Raw genomic sequence first — 12,682 nt, forward strand, 5'->3', positions numbered from 1 at the left:
GGCTCCGGCGGGTTTTGCCTGACCGATGGCGAACCGTTTCGCAGACAACGCCGGGGACGGCGGAAGGTCCCCGATCGCAGCCGTGTAGCGCGAGCGTTCAGAAAACGGGGAGGTTCGGGTCGCCGTCTGTCACAGGGGTGTGGATGCCGCATTCGGTCTTGTCCCAGCCGACCCAACGACCCGAGCGCGGGTCTTCGCCGGGTTTCACGCGGCTGGTGCAGGGGGCGCAGCCGATCGAGAGATAGCCATCGGCGACCAGCGGGTGGCGCGGTAGATCGTGCGCCACGAAATACGCCTCGATATCGGCCTGGGTCCAGTCGGCGAGCGGATTGACCTTCAGTCGGCCCGCCGCATCGACCTCGAAGCGGGGGAGGGCGTTGCGGGTGCTGGCCTGAAACGCTTTGCGCCCGGTGATGCTGGCGTCGAACCCGGCCATCGCCTTTTCCAGCGGGATCACCTTGCGGATTTCGCAGCAGCCATCGGGATCGTAGGACCAGCGCAGGCCGGTTTCGTCGCGTTTTGCGATGGTTTCGGCATCGGGGGACAGGATGCGCAGGTCGCGCAAGCCGAGCCGTGCGGCAAGTTGGTCGCGATAGGCGAGCGTCTCGGCGAAATGCTTGCCCGTATCGAGGAACAGGACCGGCACCGAGGGATCGATCGACGCGACAAGGTGCAGCAACGCCGCCGACTCCGCGCCGAACGACGAAACGATGGCGCCGTCGCCGACCATCTGCTCGGCCAACACGGTGCGCAGCATCTCGACCGTTGGGATGCCGCGGAACATGTTGTTCAGCCGGATTGCATCACGCTCACCGAAGCGGGGTGACGTGTCGATCCGGTCGATCTTGCGGGCAGACACTTTAGCCATGCCGCCGTTTCCACACGGGAACCTGGCCGTCCGCCGCGATCTGATAGACCGCGTCATAGCGGGCGAGCGAGGCCGCCAGCACGGCTTCGTCCACCGGTGCTTCGGGCGCGAAACTGTCGAAGCCGCAGCGCCGCATCAGCGGAATCTGATCGACCAGCACATCGCCCTGCGCGCGCAGTTCCCCGGTGTATCCGGCTTCACGCAGGATGCGCCCGGCGGAATAGCCGCGACCGTCGCGGAATTTGGGGAAGCTCACCTCGATCAGCGACAGTCGGTCGAGATGCGGCAGCAACTCGCGGGCGTCGTCGCTGGATTCGAGGCGGACGGCGGTGGCGTTGGTCTGGCCCAGAAACGCGTCGAGCGTGACGGCGGGTTCGTCATGCGTCTCGTCGTCGCGATAGCGCAGACCGTTGTTGGTGCTGGCCTCAACCATAAATCGCCTCCTTGAACGGCTCCATGCCGATACGGCGATAGGTGTCGAGGAAGCGTTCGCCCTCGGCGCGCTGCGCCAGATAGACGTCGGTGGCTTTCTCGACCGCATCGACGATGCCGTCCTCGCTGAAGCCCGGGCCGGTGATCTTGGCGAGGCTGACATCCTCGGCACCCGATCCGCCGAGCGACAACTGGTAGTTTTCGACGCCCTTTTTATCGACGCCAAGAATGCCGATGTGTCCGGCGTGATGATGGCCACAGGCGTTGATGCAGCCGCTGATCTTGAGCTTCAACTCGCCCAGTTCGCGCTGGCGACCGAGATCGGAAAAGCGCGTCGCGATCTTTTGCGCGACGGGGATCGAGCGGGCGTTGGCGAGGCTGCAATAATCGAGCCCGGGGCAGGCGATGATATCGCTGATAAGGTCGATATTGGCTTCGGCCAGACCGGCATCGGCCAGTTGCTGCCAGATCGCGTAGAGATCGGCCTTCTTCACATGCGGCAGGACGATGTTCTGCGAATGCGTCACGCGCAGTTCGTCGAAGCTGTGCCGCTCGGCGAGATCGGCCATCAGGTCGATCTGTGCCGACGTGGCGTCACCGGGGATGCCGCCGACGGGCTTCAGGCTGATGTTGACGATGGCGTAGCCGGGGGTCTTGTGCGCGGCGGTGTTCTGGTCGAGCCAGACGGCGAAGTCCGGATCGCTGCGGTCGAGATCGTCGGACATGCCGGTCTCGAACGCCGGATCGGCGAAATGCGCGGCGATGCGGTCGAACTCGGCCCTGGGCGGGTCGAGGCCGAGCTTCTTGACCTCGAGGAATTCGGTTTCGACCTGTGAACGATAGCTGTCGGCGCCGATTTCGTGAACGAGGATCTTGATCCGCGCCTTGTACATATTGTCGCGGCGGCCATAGCGATTGTACACGCGCAGGCAGGCTTCGAGATAGCTCAGCAGGTCTTCGATCGGAACGAAGCCCTTGATCTCCGGCGCGATCATCGGGGTGCGGCCCATGCCACCCCCGACGAACACTTTCGCGCCCAGCACACCGTCCTGCTCGACGATCTGGATGCCGATATCGTGCAGCCGCATTGCCGCGCGATCCTCATCCGCCGCGATCACCGCGATCTTGAACTTGCGGGGTAGGTAGCTGAATTCGGGGTGGAAGGTGCTCCACTGGCGCAGCAATTCGGCCCAGGGGCGCGGATCGGTGATTTCGTCCGCCGCAGCGCCGGCAAACTGGTCGCTGCTGATATTGCGGATGCAATTGCCCGAGGTCTGGATCGCGTGCATCTCGACCGTCGCCAGATCGGCGAGGATGTCGGGCGCGTCCTCCAGCTTGATCCAATTATACTGGATGTTCTGGCGGGTGGTGAAATGGCCGTAATCGCGGTCGTATTTGCGCGCGATGTGGGCGAGCATGCGCATCTGGCGGCTGTCGAGCGTGCCATAGGGGACGGCGACGCGCAGCATATAGGCGTGGAGCTGAAGATAGAGACCGTTCATCAGCCGCAGCGGCTTGAACTGGTCCTCGGTGATCTGGCCGGCGAGGCGGCGGGTCACCTGATCGCGGAATTCCTCGACGCGGGAAGCGACGATCGAATGGTCGTATTCGTCATATTTGTACATGTCAGATCACCCAGCTGCCGGCGGTGGGGTCGGCGGGTTTTAGCGTGAGGTCGAGGCGCACGGTGGGGCCGAGCGCGCGAACGCGGTCCTTGATATGCGCGGGGCGCGGGCCTTCGGGGGTCGCGGTCGCGTCGATCACATAGGGGGCATTGACGCGGCGTGCGCCTTCCTCGGCATGGGCGATGCCCTCACCCGTTTCGGCGACATCGACCGCGTCCTCGACATGGCGCGACCAGCCGGAACCGGTCCACCAGGTCACGTCGCCCCTGGCGAGGTCGTTTCCGGTCAGGATTTTCACAGGTCGAATCCGTGCATCGCTTCCGCCTTCTTCGCCCAGTTGGCGAGCTTGTCCTCGGCATCCGACAGCGCGACGACTTCCCCGACGACGATGATCGCCGGGCTCTTCACCTTTTCGCGCTCGACCATCGGGCCGAGGTCGGCGAGCAGGGTGCGCATCGCACGGCTGCCGTCCAGCGTGGCGCGTTCGAGAACCGCCACCGGCATGTCCGGGGCGACGCCATCGCGCATCAGCTTTTCGGCGATATCGGGACAGGTGCTCACGCCCATGTAGATGACGAGCGTGCGGCCCTTGCCCGCAAGGCCGGACCAGTCCTGTTCGCTCAACCCCTTGCACTGGCCCGCGACGAAGCTGACCGCGCTCGACCAATCGCGGTGCGTGAGCGGGAGCATGGCTTCGGCCGCGCCGCCCAGCGCCGCGCTGACGCCCGGGATCACCTCGACCTTCAGGCCAGCGGCACGCACCGCCTCGACCTCTTCACCGCCGCGCCCGAAGATGAACGGGTCGCCGCCCTTCAGCCGCACGACGATCGCGCCGGTGCGGACATGCGCGACGATCAACGCATTGATGCCATCCTGTGACAGCGTATGCCGCGACCGTTGCTTGGCGACCGAGATGCGATGCGCTTGCGGTGCCATATCGAGCACGCGCGGATCGACCAGCCCGTCATGCACCAGCACATCGGCGATTTTCAGCGCTTCGACGGCGCGCACGGTCAACAGGCCGGGATCGCCCGGACCCGCACCGACCAGAATGACGCGCCCACGCGCCGAGGGATCGAGAAGGGAAGCCATGAATGCCAGATGGTCCGCAGGCGCGTCCGCAGCAACCGATGGTTGCTTGGGGGGGCGGAAGTGGAACTTGTCGCGCCGTAACAGCCATGGATAAAGCACTGTTCATCAACGGCATTGCGGTTAAACCTTCCCTGATGCCAGCGGAACAGACGATCAGCGTACAACGGTTTTCGACGCGCGATATCGAGGCGCGCGAACGCTATGACGCGTGGCATTCACGCCCCTCGACATTCGGCAGCCTGTTCGACACGCGCCCGCACGAGCCGTTTGCTGCGCAGGCGGCCGGTTTTGCGATGGGGCCGCTGCAGATCGGCTTTTCGTCGATCTGTTCGCAGAGCTGGAGCCGGACGGCGGCGATGGCGCGGGCGGACGGGGTCGACTGGCTGGCGGTCAGCGTCCGCTTTGCCGGACGCGCGGACGGCGATGCCAGTGACGATGGCTTCTCGGCGCACGGCAGCGGCAGCCTGTTTCTCGACCTCGCCCAACCATCGGCGCATTTTTCCGAAGCATCGGAGACATCGCTCCTGTTGATGCCGCGCCATGTGGCGGAAGCGGCGCTGGGACCGGTTCGTGCGCTCCACGGTGCGGTCCTGTCGCCCGCCGGATCGGCGATGCTGCGCGCGCAGATGCGACAGCTTCAATTGCTGGCACCCCATATTCCCGTCGATCAGGGCGGTCGCATGGCGGGCGTGCTGCTCGACCTGCTCGCCATCGGGCTGGCGATGGAGGGGCGGTCGATCGAGGTGCCGGGCAGCGCGATCGACCGGACGCTGAAACAGCGTGCGCTGGCGATGATCGACGCGCGGCTGGGTTCGGCGACCCTGACCGCCGCGAACATCGCGCGTGCGCTCGGTGTCTCGCGGTCGACCCTCTATCGTCTGTTTGTGGAAGAAGGCGGGATCGCCGCCTGTATCCGCACGCGGCGGCTGGATCGCGTTCATGCCTTGCTGGGCGACGCGGGGACCATTGAACCGGTGGTGGCGCTGGCCGAGCGCTGGGGTTTTTGCGACGCTGCGCATTTCGGTCGGCTGTTCCGCGAACGCTATGGCATGACGCCGGGCGAGTACCGCGCGATGCGCCGCGCGCAACGGACCCCTTGAATCCCCCATCCGTCACGTGCGGCGCCAGAGCCGCGACGCGGCCCTGATCCCAGATTGCTCCGGTGGCATAACGGGGCCGATGTCGTGCTGAATAGAGGTCGGACTATTGAGCATGTGTCAGCCGCTGGTCCGCGCGCGTCAGGTTGCCAGTTCGCGTGCCCGCTTGGCCAGCCGCAGCGCTTCGTCGATCAGGTCGGCAGCAAAGGCGCGGTCGGTTTGCCGAACCGCGATGGCCAGGCAGTTGCTGGCCTCCTCGTGCAGACGGAGGGCTCGGCGCGGTATCGGTTTGGCGGAAGGCTTGTCGGTCACGGGTCACATAATCACGCACGCCCGATTCGAGTTCCTGCGTTTCGTCGCAAATGGTTACGCGGCGTTCCTCAGCCGTCGCGCAGCCCGATCCCGATCGACACGCGCGCCTGTTCGGCTTCGGACGATACGACGGGGTAGGCGCAATAATCGGCGGCATAGAACGCGCTGGGGCGGTGGTTGCCCGACCAGCCGATGCCGCCGAACGGGGCCGACGAACTCGCGCCGTTGGTGGGGCGGTTCCAGTTGACGATGCCGGCGCGGATGTTCGCCCAGAACTGGTCGTAGAGCTTGGGATCCTGGCTCACCAGCGAGGCGGACAGACCGTAACGGGTGTTGTTGGCCTCCGCGATCGCCTCTTCGAACGTCTTGGCACGGATTACCTGAAGCATCGGGCCGAACAGTTCGACATCGGGCTTTTCCTTGGCATCGGTCATGTCGATCATCGCGGGGGTGACGAACGGGCGCCCCTCGATCGGACGCTCCATATGCTTGAGCGGACGGCCGCCCATGAAGGAGAGTTCGAGGAAGCTTTCGGTCAGCAGATCGGCGGTGTCGTTGTCGATCACCGGCCCCATGAACGGCGCGGGATCGGCATGGGGTTCGCCGATGATGAGGCGACCGATCAGCTTGTTCACTTCCTCGATCAGCGGATCGTACAGCTTTTGATCGACGATCAGGCGGCGCGCGGCGGTGCAGCGCTGGCCCGCGCTGGTGAAGGCCGATTGCACGACCAGCACGGCGGCGGAATAGATGTCGGGCGTGTCCCATACGAGGATCGGGTTGTTGCCGCCCATCTCCAGCGCGAGGATCTTCTCTGGCTTCGACGCGAAGGCGCGGTTGAGCGCGATGCCGGTGCGCGCCGAACCGGTGAACAACAGGCCGTCGATCCCGTCATGCGCGGCGAGTGCCTTGCCCGCGTCCGGCCCGCCGATGAGCAGGCGGATACAGCCTTCGGGGACGCCGGCGGCGTGGAAGCACTCGACCAGGAAGGCACCTGAGGCGGGGGTCTTTTCGGACGGTTTGAACACCACTGCATTGCCCGCGAGCAAGGCGGGGACGATGTGGCCGTTGGGCAGATGCGCCGGGAAATTATACGGGCCGAGGACGGCAAGCACGCCGTGCGGCTTGTGCCGCAACGCGAGGCGCGTGTTCATCGGCGCATCGACGCGACGCTGGCCGGTGCGTTCGGAAAAGGCGGTGACCGAGATATCGACCTTGGCGATCACCGTTTCGACCTCGGTCCGCGCTTCCCAGATCGGTTTGCCGGTCTCGCGCGCGATCAGGTCGGTAAAGGCGTCGGATTTCTGCCGCACGACGTTCGCAAAGCGCCGCAGCGCCTCAATCCGATAGGCGAGCGGACGCGCGGCCCAGTCGGCCCAGCTGGCGCGTGCCTTCGCAACTTCGATGTCGACATCGCCCGATTGCTGGCGCCAGAGGACGGCACCGGTGGCAGGTTCGGTTGAGATAATTTCGGGTCCGGGCATTCGTTCTTTCTTTTGGCTGAGCCCTTGAGAATAGCGTCGCTCTAGCACCAAGACGGCAGACGATTCTAGTTCACCAATATCTGCCGCCCGCGTCGAGTGCCTCGCCCAGTCGGCGGATCGCCGCGACCTTGGCATGGAGCGGTGCCCAATCGTCGCGTTCGGCGATGGCGGACCAGATCGTCTCGACCTCGTCGATCAGCATCGAACAGGGTTCGCCATCGCTGAAATAGGGATGACCGCGGCCTTCGGGGATGGGATCGTATTCAGCCAGCAGGTTGCGAACATCGTGCCATTCCGGGCCGTAGCTCTCGGGTAATTTACCGCCATAGGCATCATAGTAGAAGCGGTCGATGGACGCCTGTGTCGCGATCAACGCGCGATCGATCGCTTCCTTCAACCGCCAGCCCAGGTCCGGATCGGATTTACGGTCCCTAGTCAGGATGCCGAGGCGGCGCTGGAGCGGGAATTGCTGGAACAGGCGGTAATTGTCCTCGAACTTTTCCAGTTTTTCGATCAGCGGCGGTGCTTCGCTGATCGTGCGCAGCGCCACCGCGAGCTGAGCAACGTTCCACAGGATCGCGTCGGGCTGGCGGCCATAGGCGTAGAGCCCGGCATGGTCGAAATAGGCGGCGGTGAAGCCGGGGTCGAGCGTCGGGGCGAAGCGCCACGGGCCGTAATCGAAACTCTCGCCCATCACGTTGATGTTGTCGGTGTTGAGCACGCCATGGACGAAGCCCGCGACCATGTAGCTGGCAGCGAGGTTAGCGGTGCGGGCAACGACCAGTTCGAGCAGTTGCGCGACTGGATCAGCGTCCTTTTCGACCAGCACCATCTCGTCGAGGCAGTAATCGACCAGCCGCCGCATCGCTTCCTCCTGACGGAAGTAAGCGAGCCGCTGGAAGGTGCCGATGCGGATATGGCCAAGGCTCATGCGCACCAGCACCGCCGAGCGCGTGGGGGAGGGTTCGTCGCCGCGCTCCAGCGCCTCGCCGGTTTCGATGAGCGAGAAGCTGCGTGAGGTGGGGACGTCGAGCGCCTCCAGCATCTCGCTCGCCAGTATTTCGCGCACCCCGCCCTTCAGCGTCAGCCGACCGTCGCCGGCGCGGCTCCACGGCGTCTGGCCGGAGCCTTTGGTGCCGAGCTCGAACAGGTCGCCGTCGAAATTGCGCATCTGGGCAAAGGTAAAGCCGCGACCGTCGCCCAGATCGGGGTTGTAGGTACGGAACTGATGCCCGTGATAACGCATCGCCAGCGGTTGTGGCAGATTGTCCGGTAACGGATCGAACCGGCCGAAGTGGCGGAGCCATGCGGCGTCATCCAGCACTTCGAGGCCGACTTGAGCAGCCGCGCGATCGTTGCGGAAGCGCAGCACGGTCTGCGGAAAGTCCGCCGCCGCCACCGGATCGTAGAAATCGCCGCCAAGTTTCAGGACCGCGGGATCGGGTCGGTAGGACGGCGCTTGCGGGAAGTCGGGCATGCGGCGATATGGGGGGCGATGGCAACAGCGCGCAACCTGCCCGAATTTTCCGACGGCTATTGGTGGTCGGGCGACGGGCTGCGGCTCCATTATCGCGATTATCCGGGCGACGCGGCGCAAGTCCCGCTGCTGTGCATTCCCGGCCTGACGCGCAATGCGCGTGACTATGAGGCGCTGGCGGCGCGCTTCGCGGGCGAGCGGCGCGTGATTGCGGTCGACCTGCGCGGGCGCGGCGAAAGCGGCTATACCAAGGACCCGATGACCTATGTGCCGCTGACCTATCTTCAGGATCTGGAGGCGCTGATCGGTGAGTTGAAGCTGAACCGGTTCGTGGCGATCGGCACTTCGCTGGGCGGCATATTGACGATGCTGATGGCGTCGACCAACCCGGACCGGATCGCGGGCGCGGTGCTCAACGATGTCGGGCCGGAGATCGAAAGCGCGGGGTTGGGGCGCATCCGTGGCTATGTCGGCAAGGCCAATTGGCACCCCACCTGGATGCATGCCGCGCGCGCCGTGGCCGAGAGCAACGCCGACGTCTATCCCGGTTACGATATCGAGGACTGGCTGGCGATGGCGAAGCGGCTGTACCGGCTTAACAGCGCGGGTCGCATCGTCCTCGACTATGACATGAAGATCGCCGAGCCGTTCCGCGTGCCGGGGAACGAGGCGGGGCCGGATATGTGGCGCGCCTTCGACGGCCTGAAGGGCAAGCCGCTGCTGGTGGTGCGCGGCGAGCGGTCTGACATATTGTCCGGCGCGACGGCGGCTGCGATGCGCGAACGGGTAACGGGGTGCGAGCTTTTGACGATTGCCGAAACCGGGCACGCGCCCACCCTGAACGAACCGGAAGCGGTCATGGCGATCGGGCGGCTGTTGGAACGAGTGTAAGCAAGAGGGGGGAATCATGAAGATCTGGGGAATCGCGGCGTCGGCCGCAGCGTTGATCGTGGCAACCGGGGCGGCGGCGCAGGTTCGCACGCATATCTGGTCGAAGGGCGCGGTGCGCAATCACTCGACCGATGTGTGCCGGGAACGCGCAAAGTCGGTCGCCCTGACGCTGGGGATGGCCAGCGGCGGCGACACCCTGAGCAGCTGGCTGGTGACGCCGGGCAGCGAGACCACCACCGTCATCCGCTGCGACCTCCCGCAATGGGTGCTGATCATCACCGCCGGGCCCAATGCGGCGACAGTCAAGGCGCAGAACGAACAGATCGTGGTTCTTTACAACAAGATCGGCGGGAATTGATCGGGGCGATGTAAAGGGGTTATGCGGCAGTGATGGCCGCTCCCCTCAACATCCTACACCTTCATTCCAGCTTCGATTTGGGCGGCAAGGAGGCGCGTGCCGTCCGGTTGATGAATGCGTTCGGCGACCGGGCGAAGCATGTGGTCGTGTCCGGCGTGCCGGACGCCGTCAGCGCGCGCGAGGCCATCGCGCCGGGCATCCGCTACGAGATCGCGCAGAACCCGCCGCCGCTGACCGGCAAACCATCGGTCGCGCGCTACGAGGCGATCGCCAAATATATGGCGCGGTTCGATCTGGTCCTCAGCTATAATTGGGGGGCGATCGACGGGGTGATGGCGCGGCGGGTATTCCCGAAGAACATGCCGCCGGTGATCCATCATGAGGATGGTTTCAACGCCGACGAAGCGGTGCGGCTGAACCCCGTGCGCAACGTCTATCGTCGGCTTGCGCTGCCCGCCGCGCATGCGCTGGTGGTGCCGTCGCATCGGCTGGAGCAGGTGGCGGTGAAGGCGTGGAAGCAGCCTGCTGAGCGCATCCACCGCATCTCCAATGGCATCGACGTCGCGGCCTATGCCAAGAAGCCGGACCCCCGCGCGCTTCCCGGTTTCAAGCGACTGCCGGGGCATGTCGTCGTGGGTACGCTGGCGGGGCTGCGGACGGTGAAGGACTTGCCCATGCTGGTCCGCGCGATGGGCGGCATGAAAACGCGGGCGCAGCTCGTCATCGTTGGCGAGGGGCCGGAACGCGAGGCGATTGCTGACGCGATCGAGAATATGGGGCTGGAAAAGACGGTGCTGCTCGCCGGGTTCGTACCCGATGCGCACCGCTATATCGGCCTCTTCGATATCTATGCATTGTCGTCGAAGAGCGAGCAGCAGCCGATTTCGGTGATGGAGGCGATGGCGGCGGGGCTGCCGATCGCATCGACGCCGGTGGGCGACGTCGCGCGGATGATCGCGCCCGAAAATGAGAGCTTTATCGCGCCCGACTGGAATCCGGTTCATTTGCGCGACCAGATCGAACGGCTGGCGGGGTATCCCGATGCGCGGCGCTATGTGGGCCAGGCGAATCAGGCGCGTGCGCGCGAATTGTTCGATGAAAAGGCGATGATTGCCGCCTATGCCGCGCTCTATGCCGCAGCTATTAACCGGCCCGGCGTATTGGGCTGAGGGCGGATTATCCTCGCTTGACGCGCGGAACGTAGCTAAATGACGCGCAATTTCGTCCGGAGGAAGTCTTGTTCAAGGGTTTGAAGCCGATCGTCTATAACGGCCACGAAGTGTGGCCGCTGGTGGAGGGCGGCAAGGGTGTGGCGGCAACCAACCATGCGTCGGCAGGGGCGTGGGCCGCCGCCGGGGGCATCGGCACGGTCAGCGCGGTCAATGCCGACAGCTATGACGCCGAGGGCAAGATCATCCCGCAAATCTACAGCGCGCTGACGCGGCGTGAGCGGCACGAAGAGCTGATTGCCTATGCCATCGACGGCGCGGTCGAGCAGGTGAAGCGCGCGTTCGAGATCGCCGGGGGCAAGGGCGCGATCAACATCAACGTGCTGTGGGAAATGGGCGGTGCCCAGCGCATCCTGCACGGCGTGCTTGAGCGGACGCGCGGCATGGTCGCTGGCGTCACGTGCGGTGCGGGCATGCCGTACAAGCTGTCCGAGATCACAGCGTCCTATGGCGTCAGCTATCTGCCGATCGTCAGTTCGGGCCGCGCATTTCGCGCGCTGTGGAAGCGGGCCTATTCCAAGGCGGCGGAATGGCTGGCGGCGGTCGTTTACGAAGACCCGTGGCTGGCGGGTGGGCATAACGGCCTGTCCAACGCCGAGGACCCGCGCGCGCCGCAGGACCCCTATCCCCGCGTCAAGGAATTGCGTGACGTGATGCGCGAGGGTGGCATTTCCGACGACGTGCCGATCGTGATGGCCGGTGGCGTGTGGTATCTGCGCGACTGGAGCGACTGGATCGATAATCCCGAGCTGGGGACGATCGCGTTCCAGTTCGGCACGCGCCCGCTGCTGACTCAGGAATCGCCGATTCCCGAGGGCTGGAAGACCAAGCTGATGGAAATCGAGGAGGGCGACGTGCTGCTCCATCGGTTTTCGCCGACTGGTTTCTATTCGTCGGCGGTGCTCAACCCGTTCCTGCGCAGCCTGGAGGGACGTTCGGCGCGTCAGATCGCCTATTCGCGCGAAGAGGCCGGGGATCACAGCTTCCAGCTCGACGTAGGCGTGAAGGGCAAGAATTTCTGGGTGACGCGCAACGACCTGCTGCATGCCCGCGAATGGGTGGGTCTTGGCTTTACCGATGCGCTTAAGACACCCGACAACACGCTGATTTTCGTCGGGGCCGAAGAGAAGCAGATGATCCGTAAGGATCAGACCGACTGCATGGGGTGTCTGAGCCAGTGCAGCTTTTCGAGCTGGGCGGACAGCGAGACCAATTCGACCGGTCGCCTTGCCGATCCGCGCAGCTTCTGTATCCAGAAGACGCTGCAGGACATAGCGCACGGCGGCGATACCGACCAGAATCTGATGTTCGCCGGGCATGCCGCGTATAATTTCAAGCGCGACCCGTTCTATTCCAACGGGTTCGTGCCGACGGTGAAGCAGTTGGTCGATCGCATCCTGACCGGCGACTGATGCGCGCGGCGGCGATGGCATGCGGGGTCGTGGCGCTTGCCATCCCAAGCGCGGCCGACGCCCGCAGCGAATTGATCCCGCCCGCCTTTATCGACTTTCCGGCTGGGTCGCCGGTGATGACCCGGCAAGCGCGCGCGCAAGTGCTGGCCGCGCTCCGCACGATGGAACGCTATCGTCGCGATACGAGCGCCTATTTGTGCGCGCTCGGACCGGAAGCTGCTCCGGATTTGCGGACACGGCGGGTGGACACGGTGCGGCGCATGCTGCGGCGCTATCGGGTCGCGCGCACCCACGACGAGCCGACGAAGTGTCTGGCGATACCGCAGGGCGAACGAAACGGCGTTCTCATTACCTGGTGGCCGCAATGGCGGTGATTGCGGCTTGACCCGACGCAACCAACGCTTG

Annotated in this window: 14 protein-coding genes; 6 read left to right on the forward strand and 8 right to left on the reverse strand. The window is 65.0% G+C overall.

Features of this window, described 5'->3' with window-relative positions; translation table 11 throughout:
- Positions 1–97: 97 nt before the first annotated feature.
- From U1702_RS16180 to cobA, 5 genes are read right to left on the reverse strand one after another with little or no spacing between them, the layout of a single operon-like run.
- Positions 98–868, reverse strand: a complete 771-nt coding sequence (locus U1702_RS16180) for a phosphoadenylyl-sulfate reductase (RefSeq protein WP_332726204.1) — start codon at positions 866–868, stop codon at positions 98–100.
- Positions 861–1,301: a DUF934 domain-containing protein gene (locus U1702_RS16185; RefSeq protein WP_332726205.1), complete on the reverse strand. Its 441-nt coding sequence runs from the start codon at positions 1,299–1,301 to the stop codon at positions 861–863. Before U1702_RS16185 ends, U1702_RS16180 begins: the two co-directional genes overlap by 8 nt.
- Entirely contained in the window at positions 1,294–2,925 is a 1,632-nt protein-coding gene (locus U1702_RS16190; RefSeq protein ID WP_332726206.1) for a nitrite/sulfite reductase, read from the reverse strand. Before U1702_RS16190 ends, U1702_RS16185 begins: the two co-directional genes overlap by 8 nt.
- Before the next feature lies 1 nt (position 2,926).
- A complete protein-coding gene (locus tag U1702_RS16195; protein ID WP_332726207.1) occupies positions 2,927–3,223 on the reverse strand; it encodes a DUF2849 domain-containing protein in 297 nt (98 codons plus the stop codon).
- Positions 3,220–4,017, reverse strand: coding sequence for a uroporphyrinogen-III C-methyltransferase (gene cobA / locus U1702_RS16200; protein ID WP_332726208.1), 798 nt, complete (start codon positions 4,015–4,017; stop codon positions 3,220–3,222). The genes U1702_RS16195 and cobA overlap by 4 nt, the downstream gene beginning before the upstream one ends.
- Before the next feature lie 86 nt (positions 4,018–4,103).
- On the opposite strand from cobA, the gene U1702_RS16205 reads away from it, so the two are divergent.
- Positions 4,104–5,117, forward strand: a complete 1,014-nt coding sequence (locus U1702_RS16205; RefSeq protein ID WP_332726209.1) for a helix-turn-helix domain-containing protein — start codon at positions 4,104–4,106, stop codon at positions 5,115–5,117.
- Between the two features lie 138 nt (positions 5,118–5,255).
- Here the strand turns inward: U1702_RS16205 and U1702_RS16210 are convergent, their stop codons facing one another.
- The 3 genes from U1702_RS16210 to U1702_RS16220 all read right to left on the reverse strand — a co-directional run bounded on the left by U1702_RS16210 (position 5,256) and on the right by U1702_RS16220 (position 8,387).
- A complete protein-coding gene (locus tag U1702_RS16210) occupies positions 5,256–5,426 on the reverse strand; it encodes a hypothetical protein (protein ID WP_332726210.1) in 171 nt (56 codons plus the stop codon).
- Positions 5,427–5,494: 68 nt separating this feature from the next.
- Positions 5,495–6,910, reverse strand: a complete 1,416-nt coding sequence (astD, locus tag U1702_RS16215) for a succinylglutamate-semialdehyde dehydrogenase (protein WP_332726211.1) — start codon at positions 6,908–6,910, stop codon at positions 5,495–5,497.
- 70 nt (positions 6,911–6,980) lie between these two features.
- Entirely contained in the window at positions 6,981–8,387 is a 1,407-nt protein-coding gene (locus U1702_RS16220) for a protein adenylyltransferase SelO family protein (protein ID WP_332726212.1), read from the reverse strand.
- An 18-nt stretch (positions 8,388–8,405) separates the two neighbouring features.
- Here U1702_RS16220 and U1702_RS16225 point away from each other — a divergent pair, with 18 nt between their 5' ends.
- The 5 genes from U1702_RS16225 to U1702_RS16245 all read left to right on the forward strand — a co-directional run bounded on the left by U1702_RS16225 (position 8,406) and on the right by U1702_RS16245 (position 12,651).
- Positions 8,406–9,278 (forward strand): alpha/beta fold hydrolase, encoded by an 873-nt coding sequence (locus tag U1702_RS16225; protein ID WP_443026855.1) that lies wholly within the window; start codon positions 8,406–8,408, stop codon positions 9,276–9,278.
- Positions 9,279–9,294: 16 nt separating this feature from the next.
- The gene (locus U1702_RS16230; protein ID WP_332726213.1) at positions 9,295–9,636 is read left to right on the forward strand and encodes a hypothetical protein; all 342 of its coding nucleotides are present in this window, start codon (positions 9,295–9,297) and stop codon (positions 9,634–9,636) included.
- Between the two features lie 32 nt (positions 9,637–9,668).
- Entirely contained in the window at positions 9,669–10,805 is a 1,137-nt protein-coding gene (locus U1702_RS16235) for a glycosyltransferase (RefSeq protein ID WP_332726214.1), read from the forward strand.
- 68 nt (positions 10,806–10,873) lie between these two features.
- The gene (locus U1702_RS16240; RefSeq protein ID WP_332726215.1) at positions 10,874–12,277 is read left to right on the forward strand and encodes an NAD(P)H-dependent flavin oxidoreductase; all 1,404 of its coding nucleotides are present in this window, start codon (positions 10,874–10,876) and stop codon (positions 12,275–12,277) included.
- 71 nt (positions 12,278–12,348) lie between these two features.
- The gene (locus U1702_RS16245) at positions 12,349–12,651 is read left to right on the forward strand and encodes a hypothetical protein (RefSeq protein WP_332726216.1); all 303 of its coding nucleotides are present in this window, start codon (positions 12,349–12,351) and stop codon (positions 12,649–12,651) included.
- The last annotated feature ends 31 nt before the right edge of the window (positions 12,652–12,682 follow it).

It is taken from the genome of Sphingomonas sp. LT1P40 (assembly GCF_036663835.1).
Taxonomy (GTDB): domain Bacteria; phylum Pseudomonadota; class Alphaproteobacteria; order Sphingomonadales; family Sphingomonadaceae; genus Sphingomonas.

Excerpts from the sequence above, each read along its gene's own strand:
- cobA (WP_332726208.1), bottom strand. The coding sequence starts at position 4,017 with ATGGCTTCCCTTCTCGATCCCTCGGCGCGTGGGCGCGTCATTCTGGTC.
- U1702_RS16190 (WP_332726206.1), bottom strand. The coding sequence starts at position 2,925 with ATGTACAAATATGACGAATACGACCATTCGATCGTCGCTTCCCGCGTC.
- U1702_RS16230 (WP_332726213.1), top strand. The coding sequence starts at position 9,295 with ATGAAGATCTGGGGAATCGCGGCGTCGGCCGCAGCGTTGATCGTGGCA.
- astD (WP_332726211.1), bottom strand. The coding sequence starts at position 6,910 with ATGCCCGGACCCGAAATTATCTCAACCGAACCTGCCACCGGTGCCGTC.
- U1702_RS16185 (WP_332726205.1), bottom strand. The coding sequence starts at position 1,301 with ATGGTTGAGGCCAGCACCAACAACGGTCTGCGCTATCGCGACGACGAG.
- U1702_RS16220 (WP_332726212.1), bottom strand. The coding sequence starts at position 8,387 with ATGCCCGACTTCCCGCAAGCGCCGTCCTACCGACCCGATCCCGCGGTC.
- U1702_RS16180 (WP_332726204.1), bottom strand. The coding sequence starts at position 868 with ATGGCTAAAGTGTCTGCCCGCAAGATCGACCGGATCGACACGTCACCC.
- U1702_RS16225 (WP_443026855.1), top strand. The coding sequence starts at position 8,406 with ATGGCAACAGCGCGCAACCTGCCCGAATTTTCCGACGGCTATTGGTGG.
- U1702_RS16235 (WP_332726214.1), top strand. The coding sequence starts at position 9,669 with ATGGCCGCTCCCCTCAACATCCTACACCTTCATTCCAGCTTCGATTTG.
- U1702_RS16205 (WP_332726209.1), top strand. The coding sequence starts at position 4,104 with ATGGATAAAGCACTGTTCATCAACGGCATTGCGGTTAAACCTTCCCTG.